Source organism: Pseudomonas sp. BIGb0381 (assembly GCF_024809815.1).
Taxonomy (GTDB): domain Bacteria; phylum Pseudomonadota; class Gammaproteobacteria; order Pseudomonadales; family Pseudomonadaceae; genus Aquipseudomonas.
Genome location: NZ_JANUEN010000009.1, coordinates 114,522 through 140,866 on the forward strand (window position 1 = coordinate 114,522; position 26,345 = coordinate 140,866).

General features: G+C 61.2%; 22 protein-coding genes. 16 read left to right on the top strand and 6 right to left on the bottom strand.

Going from position 1 to position 26,345, the window contains the following annotated elements:
* Positions 1–286: 286 nt before the first annotated feature.
* The 5 genes from M2397_RS22545 (at position 287) to M2397_RS22565 (ending at position 5,085) form a co-directional block, all read left to right on the top strand.
* Complete coding sequence (locus M2397_RS22545; RefSeq protein WP_145337141.1) at positions 287–1,093, top strand: IclR family transcriptional regulator; 807 nt, start codon at positions 287–289, stop codon at positions 1,091–1,093.
* A complete protein-coding gene (locus tag M2397_RS22550) occupies positions 1,090–1,890 on the top strand; it encodes a fumarylacetoacetate hydrolase family protein (protein ID WP_145337142.1) in 801 nt (266 codons plus the stop codon). The genes M2397_RS22545 and M2397_RS22550 overlap by 4 nt, the downstream gene beginning before the upstream one ends.
* A gap of 3 nt (positions 1,891–1,893) precedes the next feature.
* Positions 1,894–2,787, top strand: a complete 894-nt coding sequence (locus tag M2397_RS22555) for a fumarylacetoacetate hydrolase family protein (protein ID WP_145337143.1) — start codon at positions 1,894–1,896, stop codon at positions 2,785–2,787.
* A gap of 21 nt (positions 2,788–2,808) precedes the next feature.
* Entirely contained in the window at positions 2,809–3,504 is a 696-nt protein-coding gene (locus tag M2397_RS22560) for a DUF4286 family protein (RefSeq protein WP_145337144.1), read from the top strand.
* A gap of 285 nt (positions 3,505–3,789) precedes the next feature.
* Positions 3,790–5,085, top strand: a complete 1,296-nt coding sequence (locus M2397_RS22565; protein WP_259244449.1) for an OprD family porin — start codon at positions 3,790–3,792, stop codon at positions 5,083–5,085.
* Positions 5,086–5,184: 99 nt separating this feature from the next.
* On the opposite strand, the gene M2397_RS22570 is transcribed toward M2397_RS22565, so the two are convergent.
* Together M2397_RS22570 and M2397_RS22575 are read right to left on the bottom strand one after the other, a co-directional pair.
* A complete protein-coding gene (locus M2397_RS22570) occupies positions 5,185–6,612 on the bottom strand; it encodes an aldehyde dehydrogenase family protein (RefSeq protein WP_145337146.1) in 1,428 nt (475 codons plus the stop codon).
* Between the two features lie 254 nt (positions 6,613–6,866).
* On the bottom strand, positions 6,867–7,250 hold the full coding sequence (locus M2397_RS22575) for a helix-turn-helix domain-containing protein (RefSeq protein WP_145337147.1): 384 nt from the start codon (positions 7,248–7,250) through the stop codon (positions 6,867–6,869).
* 102 nt (positions 7,251–7,352) lie between these two features.
* On the opposite strand from M2397_RS22575, the gene M2397_RS22580 reads away from it, so the two are divergent.
* The gene (locus M2397_RS22580; protein WP_145337148.1) at positions 7,353–8,471 is read left to right on the top strand and encodes an NADH:flavin oxidoreductase; all 1,119 of its coding nucleotides are present in this window, start codon (positions 7,353–7,355) and stop codon (positions 8,469–8,471) included.
* Between the two features lie 244 nt (positions 8,472–8,715).
* Entirely contained in the window at positions 8,716–9,489 is a 774-nt protein-coding gene (locus M2397_RS22585; protein WP_259244450.1) for a YkgJ family cysteine cluster protein, read from the top strand.
* 9 nt (positions 9,490–9,498) lie between these two features.
* On the opposite strand, the gene M2397_RS22590 is transcribed toward M2397_RS22585, so the two are convergent.
* Positions 9,499–10,029: a type II secretion system protein GspJ gene (locus tag M2397_RS22590; protein WP_405046492.1), complete on the bottom strand. Its 531-nt coding sequence runs from the start codon at positions 10,027–10,029 to the stop codon at positions 9,499–9,501.
* 111 nt (positions 10,030–10,140) lie between these two features.
* Positions 10,141–11,898 (bottom strand): sigma-54-dependent Fis family transcriptional regulator, encoded by a 1,758-nt coding sequence (locus tag M2397_RS22595; RefSeq protein ID WP_259244451.1) that lies wholly within the window; start codon positions 11,896–11,898, stop codon positions 10,141–10,143.
* Between the two features lie 270 nt (positions 11,899–12,168).
* Between M2397_RS22595 and M2397_RS22600 the strand changes: the two genes are divergently transcribed.
* The 3 genes from M2397_RS22600 (at position 12,169) to M2397_RS22610 (ending at position 15,498) form a co-directional block, all read left to right on the top strand.
* On the top strand, positions 12,169–13,644 hold the full coding sequence (locus M2397_RS22600) for a benzaldehyde dehydrogenase (protein ID WP_259244452.1): 1,476 nt from the start codon (positions 12,169–12,171) through the stop codon (positions 13,642–13,644).
* A gap of 57 nt (positions 13,645–13,701) precedes the next feature.
* Positions 13,702–14,469, top strand: coding sequence for a coniferyl-alcohol dehydrogenase (locus M2397_RS22605; protein ID WP_184746507.1), 768 nt, complete (start codon positions 13,702–13,704; stop codon positions 14,467–14,469).
* A gap of 81 nt (positions 14,470–14,550) precedes the next feature.
* On the top strand, positions 14,551–15,498 hold the full coding sequence (locus M2397_RS22610) for a transporter (protein ID WP_259244453.1): 948 nt from the start codon (positions 14,551–14,553) through the stop codon (positions 15,496–15,498).
* Here M2397_RS22610 and mhpT read toward each other — a convergent pair.
* Positions 15,476–16,684 (bottom strand): 3-(3-hydroxy-phenyl)propionate transporter MhpT, encoded by a 1,209-nt coding sequence (gene mhpT, locus M2397_RS22615; protein ID WP_131698868.1) that lies wholly within the window; start codon positions 16,682–16,684, stop codon positions 15,476–15,478. The two genes, M2397_RS22610 and mhpT, sit on opposite strands and share 23 nt — an antisense overlap.
* A 307-nt stretch (positions 16,685–16,991) precedes the next feature.
* On the opposite strand from mhpT, the gene M2397_RS22620 reads away from it, so the two are divergent.
* Entirely contained in the window at positions 16,992–18,317 is a 1,326-nt protein-coding gene (locus tag M2397_RS22620) for an OprD family porin (RefSeq protein ID WP_184746509.1), read from the top strand.
* Between the two features lie 5 nt (positions 18,318–18,322).
* On the opposite strand, the gene M2397_RS22625 is transcribed toward M2397_RS22620, so the two are convergent.
* A complete protein-coding gene (locus M2397_RS22625) occupies positions 18,323–18,811 on the bottom strand; it encodes a MarR family winged helix-turn-helix transcriptional regulator (RefSeq protein ID WP_122560566.1) in 489 nt (162 codons plus the stop codon).
* 214 nt (positions 18,812–19,025) lie between these two features.
* Between M2397_RS22625 and M2397_RS22630 the strand changes: the two genes are divergently transcribed.
* The 5 genes from M2397_RS22630 (at position 19,026) to M2397_RS22650 (ending at position 26,327) form a co-directional block, all read left to right on the top strand.
* Entirely contained in the window at positions 19,026–19,856 is an 831-nt protein-coding gene (locus M2397_RS22630; protein WP_010567568.1) for a p-hydroxycinnamoyl CoA hydratase/lyase, read from the top strand.
* Between the two features lie 76 nt (positions 19,857–19,932).
* Positions 19,933–21,381, top strand: a complete 1,449-nt coding sequence (locus tag M2397_RS22635) for an aldehyde dehydrogenase (protein ID WP_131698867.1) — start codon at positions 19,933–19,935, stop codon at positions 21,379–21,381.
* Positions 21,382–21,443: 62 nt separating this feature from the next.
* The gene (locus M2397_RS22640; RefSeq protein WP_259244454.1) at positions 21,444–23,318 is read left to right on the top strand and encodes a feruloyl-CoA synthase; all 1,875 of its coding nucleotides are present in this window, start codon (positions 21,444–21,446) and stop codon (positions 23,316–23,318) included.
* Complete coding sequence (locus tag M2397_RS22645) at positions 23,315–24,556, top strand: thiolase family protein (RefSeq protein WP_259244455.1); 1,242 nt, start codon at positions 23,315–23,317, stop codon at positions 24,554–24,556. Before M2397_RS22640 ends, M2397_RS22645 begins: the two co-directional genes overlap by 4 nt.
* Before the next feature lie 28 nt (positions 24,557–24,584).
* Positions 24,585–26,327, top strand: coding sequence for an acyl-CoA dehydrogenase (locus tag M2397_RS22650; protein ID WP_259244456.1), 1,743 nt, complete (start codon positions 24,585–24,587; stop codon positions 26,325–26,327).
* Positions 26,328–26,345: the final 18 nt, after the last annotated feature.

Genomic DNA, 26,345 nt, shown 5'->3' on the forward strand with positions numbered 1-26,345 from the left:
AGGCGGGGTGGTGAGATGCATTGGGCGTTCTTCCGGGAAGATTGAACATACACAGGTGTACGTCTATTGATAAAAAAGCCGAACCAGAAGGGGCGGTTTTCAATATCTGTCAGGCGTTCACCACGTCCTGGACCCCGTCTGCGGTGGTAGCTCTGTCTCGATAAGGTCAACCGGGTACAAGCGGGTTTGACTTATCAAGAGGTGCCTGCATACTATTGGAACGTCGTTCCATTACGAACAATGTTGCTCACATTCACCTCATTGTCAAAGATAAGTCGAGAAAAATATGAGAGTCGTCAAAGGTGCTGTCGACCGCTGCCTGGAGGCCATTGAGCTGCTGGCACGCGAAGCTCGCTGGATGCGGATGTCCGATATCGCAGCTGAGTTGGGCTTGGAAAAGGGGCCTGCTCATCGCGTGCTTGCTCAGTTGGTCGAACAAGGGTGGGCAGAGCAGGATGAAGCCACCTCGCAATACCGCCTGACTCTCAAGCTGGCACTGTTGGGGCAGCGCTATTTACATGGGATTGGCTTGCCGGAATTGGTCCAGCCGATCCTTGAGCAAGTGGCTGCTAAGTGCCATGAGTTGGTGCGACTGACGGTGGTCAACGAGGGCACCTTGTCCTGGCTGTCTTCGGCCCAAGGTGCCGCGCCGGGGCTCATGTATTCGCCGGCCATGGATAAACCCATCAATCTCTATGCCACCGCGAATGGCAAAGCCTGGCTGGCCTCAATGCCTGATGAACTGGCCATTGAGCATGCGCTGCGTAGTGGATTGGGGAAAGCTGACGCCGGGATGGGGCAGGGGCCGAAAGCGATCAACAGCATCGAAGGTTTGTTGGCCGAGCTGGCGCTGACACGCAAGCGCGGGTATGGCTTGGTCATTGAGGAAGCCGAGGCGGGTGTTTGGGCGATTGCCGTACCGGTCAAGCTGATTCCGACTGGTACTGTGGTCGGCACGATGAGTATCGCCGGCCCGGTCTTGCGCATGCAGCCTGAACGTTATGACGAATTGCACGCGCTGCTCGAAGATGCAGCCAATAAGCTGGGTACGGTTTGGCCGCGCCAGAACAGCGTTCATTCGGAGAACACATGAGCCCGCCTGCGCCTGCATGGACCGAGGCGGGGGCAGGGCTGGAAATCGCCGCCGCTGCTCTGGTCCGTGCACGGCTGGAGGGTGTTCGACTGGCAGCCTTGCCAGGCCCGAACCTGCCAAGCAGCCTCGCACAAGGTTTTGCCATTCAGCAGCACGTAGGGCCATTGGCTGGAAAAACCGTGGGGGGGTGGAAGTGTGCCTTACCCCCGGCAGGCAAGTGGATCGTTGCGCCGATCTACAGCGACAGCATTGTAAAAGGCGAACGTTACCGACTGGCCGCCGACGCCGATAAGGCGCGCATCGAGCCTGAATTGGCATGCGTCCTGGCCCATGATTTGCCGGCACGTATCGAGCCTTATACCGCTGAACAGATCGTTGCTGCGATCAGCGACGTGCACGTGGCATTGGAAGTCATCGATTGCCGTTACACCGAGCCACACACTCTGCCGTTCGAGCAATTGCTTGCGGACGGTCTATTCAATCAGGGCCTGGTACTTGGGGCGCCAATCACGCTGTCGAACTCTGCCAGCATGCCCTCTGAACTGGATATCACCCTGAGCGATGCAACGGCAGAGCTTTTGAATATCAAGGGTCGCCATCCGGACGGGGATCCGTTGTTGCCTATCGTATGGCTGGCCAATTTTCTGTCTACACAAGGGATAGGGCTGCAAGCAGGGCAGGTGATTATCACCGGGTCCTATGCAGGTGTTCTCGATGTGCCCGTCAATCAGCCACTGCATGTTCAGTTCGGCGAAGCAGGCTCATTGTCTGTCCATTTCTCAACGCTGGAGGAGTAACAAATGCGCTTAGTTCGTTTTGGTTTGCCGGGGCAGGAACAGCCGGGAATCCTGGATTCGCAAGGGATCGTGCGAGACCTTTCGGGCATTGTCGACGACATTGATGCGTCTGCCCTGAGCCCGTCGGTGCTCGAAAAACTACGTGCTGTTGACGTTGAAAAGCTTCCGGTGGTGGCGCCGGGCACACGCCTTGGTCCATGCGTAGGCAGCGTACCGAACCTGATTTGCATCGGCCTGAACTACTCCGATCACGCGGCTGAAACAAATACACCTATCCCGAGCCAGCCGGTGGTCTTCAACAAACACACCGCGTCCATCAGCGGCCCCAATGACCCGGTGATTCTACCAACGGGGGCTCAGAAGCTTGATTGGGAAGTCGAGTTGGCCATCGTTATCGGTACGCCTGCCTGGCAGATTGATGAGTCGCAGGCGTTGAATCACATCGCCGGTTATTGCCTGGCCAATGATGTCTCCGAGCGGGCTTATCAGCTTGAGTACGAAGGGCAGTGGGCCAAGGGGAAAAGCGGTTTTTCCTTCGCTCCACTGGGACCTTGGCTGGTCACCCGCGACGAAATTGCCGACCCGCATGCCATTGATCTCTGGCTCGACGTGAACGGCAAACGTCTCCAGACCGGCAATACCCGCACAATGATTTTCAGCGTTGCACACATTGTCGCGTACCTCAGTCGCTTCATGCCGCTACTGCCGGGTGACGTCATCATTACCGGTACGCCACCGGGTGTGGGGCTTGGGCAGAAGCCACCGGTATTCCTCAAGGCGGGTGACACCATGCGTGTTGGTGGCCAAGGGCTGGGTGAACAATTTCAGACCGTGGTTCCTTACGTTGCTGAAATGGGTGCTGCATGGGTCGCCGGTCGCCATCCCAATGTTGACTGACTATCGCTGGAGGAAAACGCTATGAGCTTTGCAGGAACAGGTGTAGTCGCGATCTGGCATGATCTTTTGCCCGAAGCGCGGGACGAGTTCTATGAGTGGCATAACCGGGAACACATGCCTGAGCGGGCTGGCATTCCGGGGTTTTTGCGGGGACGTCGATACATCGCTTTGGATGCCGGACCGACCTATTTCAACCTCTATGAGGCTGACACTGTGCAGGTGTTGGGAGGGCAGGATTATTTATCGCGTCTCAACAGTCCGACGGCTTGGACAAAGCAGTCGGTGCAGTCATATCGCAACGTCGCGCGATCCATATGCGAGGTTACTTATACCAGCGGTGTGGGGCAGGGCGCGTATTTGCTGACGGTCCGTTTCGACGTTGTCGAGGGGGGGCATAACTCGGTGTCAGACGCATTGCGCCAACGCGTGCTTCCGCCTCTCGTTGATACCCAAGGTATTACGGGTGTGCATTTGTGTGTGGCTGATGAGGCCGTGAGCAAGGTTGAAACCGCAGAGAAAAAAGCCCGCGCCGAAGGGACCCAGATACCGGCCTGGATCGTCATGATCGAAGGGTGTGCGCCTGACTACGTTCGCGTCGCCGGCGAGTCTTTTGTCGCTGAGCTGCAACGGCTGTTGGAGGGGCAATCGATGGCACCAGAAACCACGCTTTATCAATTGGAATACACACGTTGCAAAACGCCAGGGAGTGCGGGTTGATCGCCGAGCGTTCGAGTCTGTTTTAACTCTCAGTCGTTGTTCTCAAGCAATTCCCCACGAGCGTGCCATGACAGGCATTGATTCAGGCTCGCGTCTGCGCACGCTCGGGTTTTGCTTAAGGTGCTGTTAACCAATTATCAAGTTACTCAATAAAGGATTATCACAAGACACATAAGGGAGCTGCGCAGTCACTGGTAGTTAGTTATTCGAGCTGCCTGTGCACAAGTTGAATGACACGCCAAAAATCGCAACAACAAAAATAATAACTCATTGTGAGAAAACATCATGCGCTACCCTGTTATTTTCCGCAGCGTGCCTGCACATCAATCCCTGATTACTGTGACGCTTGCGTTCTGCGCGGGTACGTCAGCCGCTGTTCAGGCCGATCAAAATAGCGGCTTTGTCGATGGCGCTACCGCCACCCTCAACTTGCGCAACGCTTACATCAATCGCAACTTCATCAATCCGGCCTATCCCAACAGCGCCGCTCCACAGAATAAAGCCGAAGAGTGGACACAGAGCTTCATCCTTGATGCTCGTTCCGGTTATACCGCTGGGCCGATAGGATTCGGTGTCGATGTATTAGGTCTTTATTCCCAAAAGCTTGATGGTGGCAAAGGCACCGGCGGTACCCAACTGCTGCCGATCCACGACGACGGCCGCCCCGCCGATAACTTTGGGCGTCTGGGCGTGGCGCTGAAAGCCAAGCTGTCGAAGACTGAATTGAAAGTGGGTGAATGGATGCCTGTGTTGCCGATCCTGCGCTCTGACGATGGTCGTTCTCTGCCACAGACGTTTCGTGGCGGTCAGGTGACCTCCAACGAGATCGCCGGCCTGACACTCTATGGCGGCCAATTCCGTAGCAACAGCCCACGCAACGACGCGAGCATGGAAGACATGTTCATGAACGGCAAAGCCGCGTTCACCTCCGACCGCTTCAACTTCGGCGGCGGCGAATACACCTTTAACGACAAGCGCACTCAGGTTGGCGTGTGGTACGCCGAGCTCACCGACATCTACCAGCAACAGTACGTCAATCTCAGCCACAGCCAACCCGCGGGCGACTGGACCCTGGGCGCCAACCTGGGCTTCTTCAACGGCAAGGAAGACGGCCGCGCCCTGGCCGGCGACCTTGACAACAAGACCACCTTCGCCTTGCTCTCTGCCAGATACGGCGGCAACACCTTCTACGTCGGCCTGCAAAAACTCACCGGCGACAGCGCCTGGATGCGGGTCAACGGCACCAGTGGTGGAACATTGGCCAACGACAGCTATAACGCCAGTTTTGATAACGCTCAGGAGCGCTCATGGCAGCTACGCCATGACTTTAACTTCGCAGTGCTCGGTGTCCCGGGTCTGACATTAATGAACCGATATATCAGCGGTGATAACGTCCACACAGGTTCGATCACCGATGGCAAAGAGTGGGGCCGAGAGTCGGAACTGGCCTACGTGGTGCAGTCCGGTGCACTGAAAAATCTCAGCGTTAGATGGCGCAATTCGAGTGTTCGCAGGGATTTCAGCACCAATGAGTTTGATGAAAACCGGATTTTCATTAATTACCCCATTTCGCTGCTATAAAACCCCTTACGATCGCACTTACTGAATAAGTAGCCGGCGTTCTGGGACGCCGCTACTTTTCATAGGGAAAGGGCGCTACTCATTCCAGCAGCAAGCCCTTCACACGGCCCGCCGAAAGCCAACGATCGCTTTGGTTTCGAGAAAATCGCCGAACGCAACTTCTCCCCATTCACGACCGTTACCCGACTGTTTGTATCCCCCGAACGGGGCCGCCAAATCCATGTCGGCATAATTGAGCGTGACTTGTCCGGCCCGAAGTTTACGCGCCACTGCCTCGGCGGCTGTATGTTCGCCCTGAACATAAGCGGCAAGACCGAATACGGTGTCATTGGCGATCGCCACTGCATCGGCTTCATCGGCATAACCGATGATGACAAGCACCGGACCGAAGATCTCCTCGCGGGCGATAGTCATGTCATTCGTCACGTTGGAGAAGACGGTCGGTTGCACATAGAAACCGGTGTCGAGCCCTTCGGGTCGGCCGAGACCACCTGTTATCAGCGTTGCACCTTCTTCGATGCCGACCTGGATCAGGTTCTGGATCTTGCGCCATTGTGCCTCGGAGGCGACCGGCCCCATTTTTGCGTTACTTGCCGGGTGTCCGACAACCCACTGCGCTGCCGCAGTGCGCGCGAGATCGGCTACCTCCGCCATTCGTGTAAATGGAACAAGCATCCGTGACGGCGCATTACATGATTGACCGCTGTTGAGCATAATTTGAGCCACACCCGCCGCCACGGCTGACGGAAAATCGGCACTCGGCAAAAGGATGTTCGGCGACTTTCCGCCCAGTTCCTGGTGTACGCGTTTCACCGTCAGTGCAGCATTGCGTGCGACCTGGATGCCTGCGGGGGTGGATCCAGTAAACGAGACGAGATCGACTTCAGGATGACCCGTCAGTGCGTCGCCAACACCTTTGCCGTCTCCGTGTACCAGATTAAAAACACCGGCTGGTACACCGGCATCATGCATGATCTCGGTAAAGATCGTCGCCGAGAAGGGCGACACTTCAGAAGGCTTCACCACCATCGTGCAGCCTGTCGCCAACGCTGCGGCCACCTTGCAGGTCAACTGGTTGAGCGGCCAATTCCATGGCGTGATTAACGCACAAACGCCAATCGGCTCGCGTACGATCTCAGTGGTGCCCATCTCGTGTTCGAAACTGTATTTGGCTAACGCGGCGCGAGCGATTTGAATGTGGGCCAGGCCGGCCGTGACTTGTAATTTCTCGGCGAGCCATAGCGGTGCGCCCATTTCCTCTGACACTGCTATCGCAAGATCCTGTGCGCGCAACTGGTAGGCAGCGATGATTCGATCGAAGAGTGCAAGACGCTCCTCAACCGATATTTGCGAGAAAGACTGGAAGGCGGCTCTCGCGGCTGCGACCGCTTTATTGACGTCGAGGGTGCCGCCGAGCGCTAGCTGGCCGGCAACCGTTTCGTCAGCCGGATTAATGACATCTATTACGATATTGCCAGCGGGCTCCACCCACGAACCATCGATGTAAAACTGAAGATTTTCGCGCATTTTAGTCCTCGTCATATTGGGCTTCCCAAAAAAGGTCAGGCCGCTGGGATCAGCGTTGCCGCGTCGATATCGAAGGCGCTTGGCCAATCGTCGAGAGTCGCAGAGAGGCGCTGGTCAAAGGTCACAAGAAGGCATCAAAATGAGGCCATCGTTGGCGACCTTTACAAGGTATGCGTGATAAACCTAGAGTCAATTAGGCACTTAAAGTAGCGTTGGTAGGTTCATGGATACCGCGGGCAAACCTGCGAAGTCATTCACTCCGTCAGGCTTACCTGCGCGGCCTCGTCAAACTTCAACCGGGCCGTTTCAACCTCAGGCAATTTGTCGAGCGTCCATTTATGCAATTCGCGAAATGGCTGCTGCAGTGTTCGACCCAGTGGGGTGATCTCATACTGGACTGCTACGGGCGAGAACGAGATGACCTGGCGCGAGACAAGACCATTTCGTTCCAGTCGCCGCAGGCACTGTGTCAGGGCCTTCTGAGTGACGCCCTCCAGGCGACGCCTGATGGCGTTAAAACGATGCGGCCCGTCATCAAGTACCGCCAGAACCATCATCGACCACTTGTCTGCGATTTGGTCGAACAGCGCCCGGCTTGGGCACTCCGACGAAAAACATTGCGGCTTTAATTCCAGCATCGAAGTTTCCTCATGTATACCTAGGCGATTCTAGGTGCCTAATTGACATTTAGTTTACAAAATATACTTATATGGTCTCCAAAAGCAAATGGAGACCCTCCAATGTCAAACCCTGATACCAGCGTTTTATTTCGTCCTCTTTCCATCCGCTCGCTTGAACTGAAAAACCGGATTGTCATGGCGCCGATGACCAGGCAATTTTCGCCAGAGGGCATCCCCGGTGAAGGCAGCGCTGCATACTATCGGCGGCGGGCTGAGGGGCGGGTCGGATTGGTTTTGTCAGAAGGGACCGTCATCAATCGTCCTGCTTCACGTAACGGTCCCGGCATCCCTTTTTTTCACGGTGAAGCAGCGCTGGCCGGATGGAAGAACGTGATCGATGCTGTTCACACTGCCGGGGGCCGTATGGGGCCGCAACTCTGGCACACCGGCGCGGTGCGTGACGTCAGCGGCTGGGCCCCTGATGCGCCGGTTGAAAGCCCATCTGGCCTCGATTCGCCAAACGAGCCTCGCGGTGTGGCGATGAGCGAAGAGGATATTGCAGACGCAGTTGCTGCGTTCGCCCAGGCGGCGGCGGATGCCAAACGCCTGGGTTTCGACACGGTTGAGATCCATGGGGCTCATGGTTATTTGATCGATCAGTTCTTCTGGGCCGGCACCAATCAGCGCACCGATCGTTATGGCGGACCGACGATCAAAGAGCGCTCCCGTTTTGCCGCTGAGATCGTGTCTGCTGTGCGTCACGCGGTCGGGCCCGAATTCCCTATCATCATGCGCGTCAGTCAATGGAAGCAGCAGGATTTTGGGGTACGCCTCGCCGAGACCCCTGCACTGATGGAAGACTGGCTGCTGCCGTTGGTTGAGGCGGGTGTGGATGTTCTGCATTGCTCGCAGCGACGCTTCTGGGACGCTGAGTTTCCCGAAATTGATGGTGAGAACGGGCTGAACTGCGCGGGCTGGGCGAAGAAAGTCACTGGAGCCACAACCATCAGCGTCGGTTCGGTCGGACTGGATAATGATGTTACTCACGCATTCGCCGGCAAGGGATCAACCCCTGCGAGCCTGGATCGGCTCGTCGAGCGTATGGAGCGCGAAGAGTTTGATCTGATCGCGGTAGGGCGTGTTCTGCTGAGTGACAAGGATTGGGTCGCCAAAGTGGAAAAAGGTGATTACGCAGAACTGAAGGGCTTCAATCCGGCATCTTTAGCCGAATTGGTTTAAGCCTTACACCGGATCCCGGGCATCTACGTGCGAGTCGTAGATGCCCGGAATCCGGGTGATACGGCGTCGCCACGGATGATGCCGAGCGATCTGGCAAGCGGTGGTGACCGGTCATGGGAAGGTGTATTCAAGTATACCTGGTAGGGATTTAGTGCCTATTTGAAACCAGGTATACAGCCGATATCATGGGTTTCTTTCGCCATCGCCTCTACTGGAAGTTTGGAGGCGAGAAACAGGATTGATCATGACACCTATAAGCCAATCCGTGACGCCCATAAAAAACCACGTCACGCGGTTTACCTGCAACGGGTGCGGAATTTGCTGTAAAGGACGTCTTATCCCTCTGACGCTTCAAGAGGCCGAGCAGTGGTTAAATCGTGGCGGTAACGTCGCAGTCATACTCGAAGCTTTCGACACGTCAGCCTTCCCATTGCCAGAGCACTACAACCACAGCGTGCAACGCGCGGTCGATGTGGCCAGTGGAGAGGCTCGTATTCAGGTCATTGCCATTTTTGCGGGTAACGCCCTGACACAGTGCCCAAGTCTCGGGGAGGATAACCGCTGCACGATCTATGAAGATCGACCGCTGGTCTGTCGAATCTATCCGATGGAAATCAATCCATTTCTGACCCTGCGCCCCGAAGAAAAGGTCTGCCCACCGGAAGTCTGGGAGTCGGGAGAGGTGCTATGGTCCGACCGTGTAGTTGATCCTGTCCTGGAGGATCAGATTCAACGCTCCCGGCAGGCTGACCGCGACGATGCCAAGGCAAAAGTTTCAGTCTGCGCGGCGCTGGGGATGAGTGTTGCCGCTTGGAAAGGCAACGCGCTGGCTGTTTACTTAGCCGACCGTGCGCAATTGCAGCAGGCCATCAGTCTCGTTCGCGCGGGAGGCGACGTACCGGCCAATGTGTCCTGGAAAGTCCGCGTCGATGATGCTGACCTTCACACTCGTCTGCAGGGGGCAGGTGTTGAACTGGATCTTCGTGCACAGACTGAATACATCTTTCACTCGCTTTAATCGGAGAGCTCAGTGCTTTGCCCGCTCCAGGGCGTGGGGGTACCTTGATCGTCGCTGACTCGCTTGTTGCAGCGGCCCCAGCACTTGCCGATAACGTTCTTCCCCCTGTGGTGTCTGGCGGGTCAGGCTGATTTCCAGGCCGACGGGATCGGCTTTGCAGTTGCCGGCCAGCTGACGCCAGCCCTGGCCCGCTTCCCAGATGCGTACCTGCAGTTCACTGATGCCGGACAAGACGGCCACCGCTTTTTTGGGGGCCGGCAACGGGTATCGATCACTGGCCGCTGATGTGGCGCGGTACAGCGTGTCACCCTCCAGCCACCAGCGCACCCGTTGCAGGCCGTTTTCGGGAAGGGCTGCGGGGCGACTCTTTACGTCGAGGCCAACGAGTCGTCCTGTGCAACCCGCGTGGCACCTGCGCTGATGCAGGGCTTCCCGGCCGAGCCGAAACACCGGGTAACGTGGCAGAACTGGATGCGCGCACCCTTCAGCCAGTGGGAGTTTCTTCAATAGCTTGCCGGCGTTCGGCTTTCTGACGTTCACGCAGTCCGCTCACAGGAGATCCTTGTCACGGTTAAATAAGCGGGCATTGGTCACCCGGATGCCCATGCAAAATACTTAATTGAACAAAGCTTTTAAGGCACTAATTGCCCATCAAGGGCTTTGCCGCTGGTGCTTCTTCAGCCGATAGGCAAATTGTGCACGGCTGAGCCCCACAAGCCTGGCGGCGGCAGCCAGGTTGCCGGCGTTGCGTTGCAGGGCTTCGTTGATCAGGCGCGATTCAAGACCTTCGATGGAAAACCCCGGTTCCAGTTGGCCAAGGGTGTCGAACAGGGCCAGGCACGGCGGTGGTGCGCTGTTGGACAGGCTGCCATGGTCGTCCAGGCCATAGGGATCGGCGGGCATAGGCTCGTTTCGAAACAGGTGCACGAGGTCAATGGGTTGGCCTTCGTCACTGGCGATCAGGCCGCGTTCGATCAGGTTTTGCAGTTCGCGCACATTGCCCGCGAAGTCATAGCGCAGCAGCGCTTTCAGGGCGCGCATGGTCAGGCCCATCGGGGTTCGGGCGTATTCCTGGCAGAAGCGCGTGAGGAACGCATTGATCAACAGTGGGATGTCGTCCCGGCGTTCGCGCAGCGGTGGCAGGGCGATGGGGTAGACATTCAGGCGGTAGAACAGGTCTTCACGAAAGGTGCCGTCGGCCACGGCTTTACGCAGATCGATATTGGTGGCGGCCACCACGCGCACATCCACCTTGATCCCGCGCACCCCGCCGACCCGTTCGATTTCCCGTTCCTGCAAGGCCCTCAGCAACTTGCTTTGCCCGGCCAGGCTGAGGCTGGTGATTTCATCCAGAAACAGCGTGCCGCCCTGGGCCCGTTCGAAACGTCCAGGCCGCGAGTGCGTCGCGCCGGTATAGGCGCCGCGTTCGACACCGAACAGTTCGGCCTCGATCAGGTTGTCCGGAATGGCAGCGCAATTGAGTGCCACGAACGGGCTGTCCTGGCGGCGGCTGAGCTGGTGCAACTGGCGCGCAAACATCTCCTTGCCCACCCCCGACTCACCGCTGATCAACACCGTTGCCGGGGTCAGTGCAACGCGTTGCAGGGCTTGTGTCGCGGCGTTGAAGGCCGCACTCGCCCCCACCAGTGTTTGCGGCGGGTTGGCCCTGGCACTGTGGCTCACCGGGTGATCGGGTGTGGGCGCGACCGTGGCGTTGGTGACGGCCTGGGACACATTCAGGTAGCGCAGGTCCTGCTCGACGTCACCCCATTGCTCGGCCGTCTTGCCGATTACCCGGCAGCTGCGGTGGCCCATGCCACGGCATTCCACTTCGCGGAAAATCACCATTTGCCCGAACAGGCCACTGACGAAACCAATGGCATAGCCGGTTTCAGTCCAGCACACCGGGTCCTGGCCGATGCCGTAGGCGCCCACATGTTCATCGGCCTCGCACGAGTGGTGCCAGAGGAACTCGCCTTCATAGAACCCCGAATCGGCATCGAACTTGAAGTGCAGCGGTTCGACCTTGGTCATGCCTTCCAGGGTGTGCAAATGGGTCCCGGCGCGAAACACCGCGGCGGCATCGGCCTGTGGCCAGCGCTCGCGGATCAACCGCGCATCCCGCGCGCCGGAGGCATAACCGGTGCGGGTAAACAGGCCACGCGCCTGCTCCAGCCCCAGGCGCTCGATGACCTCCCTGCGCAGGGCGCCGAACGACGAACTGTGCAGCAACACCATGCGTTGATCGTTGAGCCAGATACGTCCGTCTTCGGGCGAGAAGAACAGGCAGTCGGTCAGTTCCGCCGGGGTGGGCGAACTGCTCTCACTGAGTTGGCGGCTGTCGCCGCGCGGATGGTAGGGCGCGATGGCCACCCGGTCGTCGGGCAGCGCGCTGGGGGGATTAGTCATTGTTATGCCCCTGCAAAGCGAGTGATCGATATGAGTAACTGCTCAGATAGTTATTAAACATAACCTTATCAATTGAACAAGTGGCAGCGCGCCGGTTTTTGCAGTCGATCGGCGGGTGAGGTATGGGCGGTGTGTGTGAGGCCCCGTCCCAGAGCCCTCGACGCTTTATGTCAGCGACGTTGCGTGCAAGCGGCACAGCCTTTGCTCAAGGCTTGATGCGGCGTTTGCACCCTGTGCAGGCGATGACAATTACAAGAACCGGGAGTTGCCATGTCAGTGTCTGAAACCACCCACTTTCTACAGCGGGCCATTGGGTCCGAATGCCTGTTCAACGGCGATTGGATACCCGCTTCGGGATCCGTGATCCCGGTGATCGAACCCGCCACCGGCGAACCCCTGATGCGCTGCGCCATGGCCAACCCGGCCGACATCGCCGTCGCCTGCCGCAGCGCGGCCCTGGCCCAGCCGGCCTGGGCTGCACTCGGCCCACGGGAGCGTGCCGAGGTGTTTCGCAAGGCGGCGGACCTGGCCCAGCAGTCCTTTGCCGAACTGGCGCTGTACGTCGCGCGGGAAACCGGCGGCGCGTTGTTCAAGGGCGAACACGAAGTGCGCGAGGCGATTGTGCTGCTGCATCAAGCGGCGGGGCTGTTGTCCCAACCTCACGGGCTGGTACTGCCCAGTGCGGCCGGTCGCCTGTCCTATGCCCGGCGTCAGCCCCACGGCGTGGTCGGGGTGATTTCACCGTTCAATTTTCCGCTGGTGCTGTCGCTGCGCTCGGTGGCGCCGGCCCTGGCGGCGGGCAATGCGGTGGTGCTCAAGCCCGACCCGCAGACGCCGGTCAGCGGTGGTTTTCTGATCGCCCGGCTGTTCGAAGAGGCGGGCTTGCCCAAGGGCCTGCTGCAGGTATTGCCCGGTGCCGCGCCGGCGGGGGAGGCGCTGTGCCGCGATCCGAATGTGCAGATGATTGCGTTCACCGGGTCGACGGCGGCGGGGCGCAAAGTCGCCGAAGTGGCCGGACGACACCTGAAAAAAGTCGCGCTGGAACTGGGCGGCAAAAACCCGCTGATCATTCTCGAAGACGCCGACCTCGACCTGGCCGCGAGCAATGCCGCCTGGGGCGCCTGGCTGCACCAGGGGCAAATCTGTATGGCGACCGGCTTGATCCTCGCCCATGAGTCCATCGCCGAACGCCTCACGCGCAAGCTGGTGGACAAGGCCCGGGCGCTCACCGTGGGCAATGCCGCCCGCGGTGAAGCCGCACTCGGCCCATTGATCAACCAGCGGCAATTGCAGCGCGTGCACGAGATCGTCAGCGACAGCCTGCAAGCGGGCGCGCGGTTGGAGGCGGGCGGCGACTATGACCGCTTGTTCTACCAGCCCACTGTGCTCAGTGGCGTGCGTCCGGGCATGCGCGCGTTTGAGGAAGAAATCTTCGGCCCGGTGGCCACGGTGGTCAGTTTTGCCACGGACGAGGAGGCCATCGAGCTGGCCAACCGTACCGAGTACGGCCTCTCGGCCGCGATCATCTCACCGTCGGTCGGGCGTGCCATGGCCATCGGCGAGCGGCTTGACTGCGGCCTGCTGCACATCAATGACCAGACCGTCGCCGACGAATGCATCAACCCCTTTGGTGGGCGCGGCGCTTCCGGCAATGGCGGCAGCGTAGGCGGGCCGGCCGACTGGGACGAGTACAGCCAGTGGCAGTGGGTCACGGTGAAAAACACTCCGCCTGCCTATCCGTTCTGAGTCCTGGCTCATCGTTTTGATCCACCCATGCCTATACAAAAATAAGAGGGCTTGAACATGAACCTGCACAACAAAACCCTGATCGTCACCGGTGTCGCTTCCGGCATTGGTGCCGAGTTGGCGCGCCTCGCGCGTTTCCAGGGCGCCACGGTGATCGGCGTTGATCGCCATGAACCGCAACTGACCCTGGATGGCTTCTTCCAGGCTGACCTGGGCGATCCGGCCAGCATCGATGCCCTGGTGGCACGCCTGCCGGCGCGGGTCGACGGGCTGTGCAACATTGCCGGCGTGCCCGGTACGGCGCCCGTGCAAGCGGTGGCCACGGTCAATTACCTGGGGTTGCGGCACCTGACCCAATCGCTGCTGCCACGCATGCCGGCGGGCGGCAGCATCGTCAATGTCGCCTCGGTGCTCGGCGCGCAATGGCCGCAACGCCTGGAGCTGCACAAGGCCCTGGCCGCGACGCAAAGCTTCGACGCCGGGCAGCAGTGGCTGGCGGCCAATCCGGTGGAGCAAGCCAGCTGTTATCAATACTTCAAGGAAGCGCTGATCGTGTGGAGCTTCCAGCAATCCCAAGGCTGGTTTCGCGATCATTCGGTGCGCATCAACTGCGTCGCGCCGGGGCCGGTGTTTACCCCGATTCTCGGCGATTTCGTCAGCATGCTCGGGCCGGAGCGGGTGGCTGCGGACAGCCAGCGCATGACCCGTCCAGCCCTGGCCGATGAGGTGGCGGCGGTGATTGCCTTCCTCTGCTCGGACGCCGCGCGCTGGGTCAACGGCGTCAATCTGCCGGTGGACGGTGGGTTGGCGGCGACCTACGTGTAAGGGTTGCACCAGCGCTAAACCCCGGCGCGTATCCATCGTGCCGGGGGTCTTGAACAACAACAAAAATACAGGACATACAAGATGCTCAAGCCTATCTTGCGGACGGTTGCGGCCACGACGTTTGTCGCACTGACATCGACTGCTTACGCTTATGATTTGCCCGGACTCAACCTGGGCAGCACCAGTTTCTACGACGGCTCACCGGCCCCGGCCGGCCCGGGCTGGTACCTGGAGGAATACCTGACGTACTCCCGGGCCAGCCGCTTCAATGATGCCAACGGCAACAAGCTGGCGTTGCCCAAGCAGGACCTGGAAGTGGTGGCGCCTACCACGCAGATCATCTACGTCGGCCAACCCCTGGCCAATGGCGCGATGCCGGGAATCACCCTGATCAACACCTCCCTGGCCCATGTGGATGTCGACGATGGGTTGAACAATGCGGCGCTGAGTTCTCGCGCCGGCTTTGGTGATGTGACCGTGGGGCCGTTCCTGCAACTGCCGACCCTGAGCCGCGCCGATGGCAGCCCACTGCTGACCCAACGTGTCGAAGCCGATATCACGGTGCCGGTGGGCGCCTATGACCGCAAGCGCTCGATCAACCCAGGCAGCAACTTCTGGTCATTCAATCCGTATTACGCGGCGACGTACTGGTTCAGCCCGAAGTGGTCGGCGAGCGGGCGTTTCATGTACCTGTGGAATGGCAAGAACGATGATCCGCAGGCAGGTTTTGGAGATGTTTCCGATACCCAGGCCGGGCAGGCGTTGCATGCCAACCTGACCCTGCAATATGCCTTGAGCCAGCAACTGAGCGTGGGGGTTAACGGCTATTGGTTGAAGCAGATCACCGACACCAAGGTCGATGGGCACGCCGTGAGCGGGCGTCGGGAGAAGGTCTGGGCCATGGGCCCAGGCCTGGTCTATGCGTTCAGCAAGGAAGATGTTCTATCGGTAAACGCCTACTTTGAACAGCAGGCGGAGAACCGCACCGAGGGCAACAAACTGGTGCTCAATTGGCTGCATAAGTTCTAGTGGGCGCCGTACGCACCATCACGCTGATGATGGTCAGTGCGGCAATCACCACCCCGGGGGACGTCGCCAGCAGTACCCCCGCGGTGCCGGCGCCAGCGGCGAGGAGTTGCCCGGCCGCCAGCGGCCCGGCGACCGAACCCAAGCGGCCGACGGCCACTGCTGCACCGACACCGGTGGCGCGCACCGAGGTTGGGTAGGAGGGCGGTGCCGACGCATACAGCACCAACTGCGCGGCCATGACGAACAGGCCGGCGGCAAAACCGGCAATGGCCATGGGCACGATGCCCACCGACAACCCGACCCCTGCCAATGCCGCCAGCAACCCGGCATACACGGACAGCACCACTTTGACGGCATTGCACCGGTCCAGCAGCACGCCACCGAGCAGCGAACCGAGGGCGCCGCCGATATTGAAGAGCATCTGCACCATGCCCGCCTGGGGTTTGCTGAAGCCTTGTTCCAGCAACAGCGACGGCAGCCAATTAAGCAACATGTACATCACGGTCAGGGTGAAGAAGTAACTGAGCCACAAGGCCAGTGTGGTGCGGGCGCGACCTTCGCCGAACAGCGCCTGGCCGCTGGAAAGACGGGCGCCAGGCGTGTTGTCGCGCTGTTGGCGAAAGGCAGTGGATTCCGGCAGCAGCAGGATCATCAACGGTACGGCCAGCAAGGGTGCCAGGCCGCCGATGATAAACGTGGTCTGCCAGTGCTCACTGGAAAACATCGCCACCACTGCGGCCAATGCACCACCCAGCGGCACCCCGCAGTACATCACGCTGATGGCCGTGCCACGGTTGCGTTCGCTTACCGCTTCGGCGCACAGCGCGATCAGGTTTGGTAGCGCGGCGCCCAGGCCCAGGCCGGTGAGGAAGCGCACCAGCAACAGGCTTGAGTAGCTTTCGACAAACGCGGTGCTCAGGGAAAACAGCCCGAACAGCAGCACGGCGCTCACCAGGATTTTCTTGCGCCCGATGCGGTCGGCGACCCAACCGCCGAAGAATGCCCCCGGCAGCAGGCCAATGATGCCGACGCTGAACACCCAGCCGAGCATCTTCGGATCCAGGGCGAACGTTTGACGTAACCCGGCGGCGGCAGTGCCGGCGGCTTGCAGATCGAATCCCTCGATCAGCGCAACGATAAAGCACAACGCAATAGTCAGCGTCGAACGACGCGATGGACTGTCCATGGGCAAACCTCATTGTTGTTTTTGTTGTGGTGGCGAGCGCGAGTGGCTGCTGGTGATTAAGATAACAAAGATAACTAAAAAATGAATCGTGGATTAATCTGCTCATAAATCATGAATAAATCCATAAAATTCAAAAACTTGGCATATAGATCCATATGCACCTAAAAAATAGATAGTTTTATTAATGTTCGATTATCGCTCAGTTGCGGTTGACGGGCACCGACGGCTGTTTCCATTCTTGGCTCGCGAAGCCGACCCGGCCGAGCGTGTGCACCCCAAAAACAACAACAAAAAATGGACATCGAACATGCCAGAACTTCCTATGGAGCACGCCGTTGCAGCGGCGCCCGTCGCCTGTGTTTCGAACACCACTCCACGCCTGCTCATGGCATGCCTGGCCTTGAGCGTGCTGCCCGCTCCGCTGTGGGCCGCTGGCTTTATCGACGACAGCCACGGCACCTTGACCTTGCGCAATTACTACCTGGACCGCGACTACAAGGACGACGGTGCGAAGACCGCCGCGCGGGAATGGGCCCAGGCGTTCATCCTCAACCTGGAATCGGGGTACACCCCAGGCCCGGTGGGCTTTGGCCTGGATGTGCGCGGGCTGATGGGGGTCAAGCTCGACTCCTCGCCAGACCGCAGCGGCACCGAGTTGTTGCCGGTGTCGGCGAGCGACAAGCGCGCTGCCGATGAGTACTCGCGCCTGGCCCCGACCGCCAAGCTGCGGTTTGCGCAAACCACGGTGAAGGCCGGCGATGTGTCGATCTTCCTGCCGTTCGCCTTTGCCAGCCCGTCGCGCCTGCTGCCGCAAACCTTTCGCGGCACCACCTTGAGCTCCAAGGACATCGATGGGCTGACCCTCAACACCGGCTACATCGACCGCATCAACAAACGCGACTCCACCGACTACCAGGCCATGACCATCGCCTCGCCCAACCGGCGTTTCAACGCCACCGCCACCACGTCGCACCTGGCGTATGTGGGCGGTGACTATCAGGTCAACAAAGACCTCAGCCTGCGCGTCTATCACTCTCAGGTCGCGGACCTCTACCAGCAGGACACCCTGGCGTTGCTGCACAACCTGCCGCTGGGAGATGGCGTGCTCACCAGCGACCTGCGCAGTTTTTTCAGTCGCGAAGACGGCAGTGCCAAGGCGGGCAAGGTGGATAACCGCAACCTCTCGGCGCTGTTCGGCTACCGCCTCGGTGGCCACCGCGTCAGCCTTGGCTACATGCACTCAAGCGGGGAGACGGCCACGCCCTATATCTCCGGGACGGAGTTGATGGGCATGAGCGAACTGACCATGAGCTCGGACTTTCTCAACGCCAAGGAGCGCACTTGGCAGGCCATCTACGACTACGACTTCGCCGCAGCGGGTGTGCCGGGGTTGAAGACTCGGCTGCGCTATGTGCGTGGCGACAACATCGAACTGGCCGCTTTCAACGCCGAGGATCGCAAGGAGCGCGAGTTCCAGATGGAGTTGGGCTATGTGATCCAGGACGGCCCGCTGAAGAACGTCGGGTTCATGGCGCGCAAGTCGATCTACCGCAATGACTTCCCCAGCGGCGCGGCGTTTCGCGATGAAAACCAGACCCGTTTCCTGGTGCTCTACACCGTGGCGCTCTGGTAAGCCGATCAGTCCTGGTAGACCTTCTTCAGCAGGCGCAGCAGCTCTTCACGCTCCTGGCCGTCGAGGGCGGCCGTGGCATCCAGGTCACTCTGGGCGGCGATCGCCTTGAGCTCCTTGAGCAGGGTTTCGCCGCTCTTGCTGAGGAAGATCCCGTAGGAGCGCTTGTCTGGCTTGCAGCGCACCCGCACGGCGAGGGCGCGGCTTTCCAGCTTGTTCAGCAACGGCACCACCTGGGGCGGCTCGATCGCCAGTGCGCGAGCCAGGTCGGCCTGCATCAGCCCGGGGTTCTGCTCGATGATCGCCAGGGCCGAGAACTGCGCAGGGCGCAGGTCGTGGTCCGACAGCCGGCCGATCAGGTTCTGGAACAGCTTGAGCTGGGCGCGACGCATGGCGTAGCCGATCAGATCGTCCAGGGCTGAGTCCAGCGGCGGCCGTACCTCGTCGTTATCGGGCAGGGCCTGGCTGGCGGCGGCGATGTTGGAAGGCTTGGCCATTGGCAGTGCAATCCTCAGAAGGTGGAGGTTAAGAAGGCTATCTAGTTTGCCGAGGTTGGCGAGCCATGGCTATGCCGGCTTTTCACAACGCATGGAAAACGCAGGTTTCACCGCGTAAAAATATTGGTTATCCAGGTTAATAGTTAATTGACATAACTATATTTGCGGTTTAATTTCGAATCATCTTCAAACCCCAGAACAAGAGCGTACCGCCATGAGCAATTACGAAGGCCGTTGGACCACCGTCAAGGTTGAGATCGAAGAAGGCATCGCCTGGGTCATTCTCAATCGTCCGGAAAAACGCAACGCCATGAGCCCGACCCTGAACCGGGAAATGATCGATGTTCTGGAAACCCTGGAGCAGGACCCTGCCGCCGGCGTGCTGGTGCTGACCGGCGCAGGCGAAGCCTGGACCGCCGGCATGGACCTCAAGGAATACTTTCGCGAGGTGGATGCCGGCCCGGAAATCCTCCAGGAAAAAATCCGCCGCGAAGCCTCGCAATGGCAATGGAAACTGCTGCGCATGTACGCCAAGCCGACCATCGCCATGGTCAATGGCTGGTGCTTCGGCGGTGGCTTCAGCCCGCTGGTGGCCTGCGACCTGGCGATCTGCGCCGACGAAGCGACCTTCGGCCTCTCGGAAATCAACTGGGGCATCCCGCCGGGCAACCTGGTGAGCAAGGCCATGGCCGACACCGTGGGCCATCGCCAATCGCTGTACTACATCATGACCGGCAAGACCTTTGGCGGGCAGAAAGCCGCCGAAATGGGCCTGGTCAACGAAAGCGTGCCGCTGGCTCAACTGCGCGAAGTGACCATCGAACTGGCGCGCAACCTGCTGGAGAAAAACCCGGTGGTGCTGCGTGCCGCCAAGCATGGCTTCAAACGCTGCCGCGAATTGACCTGGGAGCAGAACGAGGATTACCTCTACGCCAAGCTCGATCAGTCGCGCCTGCTCGACACCGAAGGCGGTCGCGAGCAGGGCATGAAACAGTTCCTCGACGACAAGAGCATCAAGCCTGGCCTGCAGGCGTATAAACGCTGAAGGGCGCGGCCGCCTGGCCGCGCCGTTGTACCCTGCTTGAACGTATTCCCGATAAAGATAATAAAGAGGAATCACCATGCTGGACGTGCCCCTGTTGATCGGCGGCCAGTCGTGCCCCGCCCGTGACGGTCGAACCTTCGAACGTCGCAACCCGGTGACCGGTGAAGTGGTCTCGCGGGTGGCCGCCGCGACCCTGGAAGATGCCGACGCCGCCGTAGCGGCCGCCCACGCCGCGTTCCCCGCGTGGGCTGCGCTGGCGCCCAACGAACGCCGCACCCGCTTGCTCAAGGCTGCCGAGCAATTGCAGGCGCGCAGCGCCGAATTCATTGCCGCCGCCGGCGAGACCGGCGCCATGGCCAACTGGTATGGCTTCAACGTGCGCCTGGCGGCCAATATGCTGCGCGAAGCGGCGTCGATGACCACCCAGATCACTGGTGAAGTGATCCCCTCCGATGTTCCCGGCAGTTTCGCCATGGCCTTGCGGCAGCCGTGCGGCGTGGTACTGGGCATCGCGCCGTGGAATGCCCCGGTGATCCTCGCCACACGTGCCATCGCCATGCCGTTGGCCTGCGGCAATACCGTGGTGCTCAAGGCCTCGGAGCTGAGCCCGGCGGTGCACCGCCTGATTGGCCAGGTGTTGCAGGACGCCGGCCTGGGCGATGGCGTGGTCAACGTCATCAGCAATGCCCCGGCGGATGCCGCTGCGATTGTCGAGCGGCTGATCGCCAACCCGGCCGTGCGCCGGGTCAACTTCACCGGCTCGACCCATGTGGGGCGGATTGTCGGCGAGCTCTCGGCGCGTCACCTCAAGCCGGCCTTGCTGGAACTGGGCGGCAAGGCGCCGTTGCTGGTGCTCGATGACGCCGACCTCGACGCTGCGGTCGCGGCGGCGGCCTTTGGCGCCTATTTCAACCAGGGCCAGATTTGCATGTCCACCGAGCGCCTGATTGTCGATGCCAAGGTCGCCGATGCCTTCACCGCCAAGCTGGCGGCCAAGGTCGCGACCCTGCGCGCGGGCGATCCCATTGCAGCGGATTCGGTCCTGGGTTCCCTGGTGGACGCCGGCGCCGGCACACGCATCAAGGCCCTGATCGACGATGCCCTCGCCAAGGGCGCGCGGCTGGTGGTAGGTGGCCAACTGGACGGCAGCATCCTGCAGCCGACCCTGATCGATGGCGTCACCGAACACATGCGCTTGTACCGCGAAGAGTCCTTCGGTCCGGTGGCGGTACTGCTGCGCGGTGACGGCGATGAGGCGTTACTGCGCCTGGCCAACGACTCCGAGTTCGGCCTTTCGGCGGCGATCTTCAGCCGTGACACCGGACGTGCCCTGGCCCTGGCCCAGCGTGTCGAGTCGGGCATTTGCCATATCAACGGCCCGACCGTGCATGACGAGGCGCAGATGCCGTTTGGCGGGGTCAAGTCCAGCGGCTACGGCAGCTTTGGCGGCAAGGCCTCGATCGAGCACTTCACGCAATTGCGCTGGGTGACCTTGCAGAACGGGCCACGGCATTACCCGATCTGAGCAGGCGTCGCGACATAACAATAACAAGGCGGCGTTGACCCGCCTTGCTGGAGGACACCCTTGTGAGTTCCGAATTCAGACCGCAACCCCAGCCCGCACCGCGATACCGCGAGGTCTCCATCGGCCACGCACCGGTGGCGGTCACTGAAGAACACGGCGTGCTGCATATGCGCTCCCTGGAGCCCCTGGCCGAGTTGCCGACGCGCTTGCTTGATCGCCTTGTGCATTGGGCCCAGGTGCGGCCCGAGCAGACGTTTATCGCGGCACGCCAGGCCGGTGGTGATTGGCGCCGGGTCAGCTACCGCGAGATGCTCGACAGCGTGCGTGCGATTGCCCAGGGCCTGTTGAGTTATGGGCTCTCGGCGCACAAGCCGCTGGCCTTGCTGTCGGGCAACGACATCGAGCATTTGCAGGTCGCCCTCGGCGCGATGTACGCCGGTATTCCTTATTGCCCGGTATCGCCGGCGTATTCGTTGTTGTCCCAGGATTTCGCCAAGCTGCGGCATGTGTGCGACCTGCTGCAACCGGGGCTGGTGTTCGTCAGCGATGCGGCCGCTTACCAGCGCGCCATCGATGCTGTCTTGCCGGCCGAGACTCCGCTGATCAGCGTGCGCGGCCACGTGCCTGGGCGCACTCAGGTCAGCTTCGCCAGCCTGCTGCAAACGCCGGGCGGCGCCGAGGCCGACGCGGCATTCCAGGCCACCGGCCCCGACAGCATCGCCAAGTTTCTATTCACCTCGGGCTCGACCAAGTTGCCCAAGGCGGTGATCACTACGCAGCGCATGCTCTGTGCCAACCAGCAAATGCTGTTGCAGACATTCCCGGTGTTCGGTGAGGAACCGCCGGTACTGGTGGACTGGCTGCCGTGGAACCACACCTTCGGCGGTAGCCATAACGTCGGCATCGTGCTCTACAACGGCGGCACCTTTTACCTCGACGACGGCAAGCCCACAGTCCAAGGCTTTGCCGAGACCCTGCGCAACCTCAAGGAGGTTTCGCCCACGGCCTATTTGACGGTGCCCAAGGGCTGGGAAGAATTGGTCAACGCCCTGGAACAGGACGCCGAGTTGCGCGAACGGTTTTTTGCGCGCATGAAACTGTTCTTCTTCGCCGCCGCCGGCCTGTCGCAAAGTGTCTGGGATCGCCTCGACCGCGTGGCCGAACAGCACTGCGGTGAACGTATCCGCATGATGGCCGGGCTGGGCATGACCGAAGCCGCGCCGTCCTGCACCTTCACCACCGGGCCGTTGTCCATGGCCGGCTATATCGGATTGCCTGCGCCGGGCTGCGAGGTGCGCCTGGTGCCGTTGGACGGCAAGTTTGAAGGGCGCTTTCGCGGGCCGCACATCATGCCGGGGTACTGGCGGGCGCCCGAGCAAACCGCCGAGGTGTTCGACGAACACGGTTTCTACTGTTCCGGTGACGCGATCAAGCTCGCCGACCCGCACCAGCCGCAATTGGGGCTGATGTTCGACGGGCGGATTGCCGAGGATTTCAAGTTGTCTTCCGGGGTGTTTGTCAGTGTCGGCCCGTTACGCAATCGCGCCGTGCTCGACGGCGCGCCCTATGTGCAGGACCTGGTGATTGCCGCGCCGGACCGCGAATGCCTGGGAGCACTGGTGTTCCCCCGGCTCTACGAGTGCCGGCGGCTGGCCGGCTTGAGCGTCGACGCCAGCGACGCCGAGGTGTTGGCCAGCGCGCCGGTACGGCAGTGGTTCGGCGACTGGTTGCAGCGCCTCAACCGCGAGGCCACCGGCAATGCCAGTCGCCTGGAATGGATTGCCCTGCTCGACGAGCCGGCGTCCATCGACCGTGGGGAAATCACCGACAAAGGCTCGATCAACCAGCGTGCCGTGCTGCAATGGCGCGCGGCCAAGGTCGAGGCGTTGTATCGCGGTGAAGAGGCCACGATCCTGCGCGCCGGGCCCAAGCCTTGAGCTGCGCCGGGCAGTACTCGGCGTTTGCCGATGCGGCGATTTTCGAGGCGGTGCGCACGCCGTGGGTCGACCTCGGGGGCGCACTGTCCCAGGTGTCGCCCATCGACCTGGGCATCAAGGTCGGCCGGGAAGTATTGGCCCGTGCCGGCATCGACCCCCAGGCGGTGGACAGCGTATTGGCCGGTTCCATGGCCCAGGCCAGCTTCGATGCCTACTTGCTGCCACGGCATATCGGCTTGTACAGCGGGGTGGCGCAAGCGGTCCCGGCACTGGGGGTGCAGCGCATCTGCGCCACCGGTTTCGAGCTGCTGCGCCAGGCCGCTGAACAGTTACGCGACGAGGTGCAACTGGCCCTGTGCGTGGCCAGCGAGTCCATGTCGCGCAACCCGATTGCGGCCTACACCCATCGGGATGGGTTTCGCCTCGGCGGCGAGGTGCAATTCAAGGATTTTCTCTGGGAGGCCCTGTACGACCCGGCCCCTGGTCTGGACATGATTGCTACCGCCGACAACCTGGCGCGCCGTTATGGCCTGAGCCGCAAGGCCGTGGACCGCTACGCCTGCGACAGCCATCAGCGCGCCTTGCAGGCGCAACGTGACGGCGCGTGGGCGGAAGAAATCGTCACGGTCGATAACCAGGTGTTCGAGCTTGAGGGGTATCAGCCCAGGGGCATCAGCCTGGCGCGTCGGGCGAGTGCCGTCAGCGCCGACAGCCACCCACGTCCCACCGACCTTGAAGCCTTGACGCGCTTGCGCGCCGTGCATCCAGGTGGCGTGCAAACCGCCGGCAACAGTTGCGCGGTGGTCGATGGTGCGGCGGCGGCTTTGGTGGGGCGCGCCTCGGCCTGCACGCGGCCGGCCCTGGCGCGGCTGCTGGCCAGCGCGGTGGTCGGTGTGGCCCCCGAGTTCATGGGCATCGGCCCGGCACCGGCGATCCGCCTGCTGCTGCAACGCAGCGGGTTGAATCTGGATGACATCGGCCGCTTCGAGATCAACGAAGCCCAGGCCGCCCAGGTACTGGCGGTGGCCCATGAACTGGAGCTGGACAGCACCCGCCTCAACGTCCAGGGCGGCTCGCTTGCCCTGGGGCATCCCCTGGCCGCCACCGGCCTGCGGCTGGTGATGACCCTGGCCCGACAACTGCGCCAGCACAACCTGCGCTACGGGATTGCCGCAGCGTGTGTGGGCGGCGGGCAGGGCATGGCGTTGCTGATCGAGAACCCTGTCTACCGCGCTTGATGGTTTTTTTAGTCGATGAGGTGTCCCGATGTGGAGCTATGAGGCGCCCCTGGGCGATATGCAATTTGTCCTGGAACACTGGTTGCAGGCGCCCGACACCTGGCAGCGCCACCCGGCGTTCGCGGCCCTGGACCTGCCGCTGGCGGTACAGGTACTGGAGGAGGCGGCACGCTTCAGTCAGGGCGTATTGGTGCCGTTGAATAGCAGCGGTGATCGCCAGGGCTGCCGCTGGCAGGCGGGCCGGGTCAGCTCCCCTGACGGCTTCGTCGAGGCCTATCGCGCCTATGTCGACGGCGGTTGGCCGGCGCTGGCGTGTGCCGAGGAGCAGGGCGGGCAGGGCTTGCCGCAACTGCTCGATGCGGCGCTGCAAGAGATGCTCTACGCCAGCAACCACGCCTGGGCCATGTACACCGGGATCGCCCACGGCGCCTACCTGTGCCTCAAGACCCACGCCGCTCCGTGGTTGCAGGCGCGCTACCTGCCCGACATTGTCAGTGGCCAGGCCTTGCCCACCATGTGCCTCACCGAGTCCCAGGCCGGCAGCGATGTCGGCTTGCTGCGCTGTCGCGCGCAGCCCCAGGCGGATGGCAGTTATCGCCTCAGCGGCAGCAAGCTGTTTATCTCCGGCGGTGAGCACGACCTCACGGCCAATATCCTGCACCTGGTGCTGGCGCGCCTGCCCGATGCGCCGCCGGGCAGCCGTGGCATTTCACTGTTCCTGGTGCCCAAGCAATTGGACGATGGCCAGGCCAATGGCGTGCACTGCGACGGCATCGAACACAAGATGGGCATCAAGGGCAGCGCCACCTGTTCCCTGGTGTTCGACGCCGCCCAGGGCTGGCTGATCGGCGATGCCAATCGCGGCCTGGCGGCGATGTTCGTGATGATGAATTCCGCGCGCCTGCATGTGGGCCTGCAAGGCCTGGGGCATGTCGAGGCGGCTTGGCAGAACGCCCGCCAGTACGCCGCCGAGCGCTTGCAGATGCGCGCACCGTCAAGGCCGGAAGAGGTGGTGGCCCAGGCGGCTGACCCGATCCGTTATCACCCGGCCATGCGCCGCGTGTTGCTGGAGCTGCGCACCACCAGCGAGGGCATGCGTGCCATCGGCTATTGGGCGGCGCACCTGCTTGATCAGGCCGAACATGACCAGGACTCGTCGGCCGCCCAGTTGGCGCCGTTGCTGACGCCCATCATCAAGGCGTTTTTCACCGAACAGGGCTTTCGCCAGGCCAGCCATGCGCTGCAGGTGTTCGGCGGTTACGGCTACGTCACCGAGTTCGCCATCGAGCAAACCCTGCGCGACAGCCGCATCGCGATGATCTACGAGGGCAGTAACGAGATCCAGGCCAATGACCTGTTGCTGCGCAAAGTGCTGGGGGATGAGGGCCGAGCCTTTGGCCTGCTGCTGGCCGAGTTACGCGCCGAGGCCGCGCAGGGCAGACAGTATGTCGAATGCGCAGGCTTCTCCGGTGCGTTGGGCAGCCTGTGCGACGCGTTGGCCAGTGTGGTGAACGCCATACGTGAACGCGCGCACGAGGACAGTGAATACCCCTATCGGGCAGCGCCGGATTTCCTCCAGCTCTGTGGCGTGGCGTTGCTGGCCTTTGCCTGGGCGCGGGCCGCGCGGGTCTCCAGGGCATTGCGCGAAGACGATCCGCTGCGTGCCGCCAAGCTGCAAAGCGCCGGGTTCTTTTTCGACTACCTGCCGTCGCGGCTGGCTCAGCACCTGGGCGCCATAGACGGGGCACGGGCAGCGCTGGCGTTCATCTGACGCGGCCAGGTGGTTGCG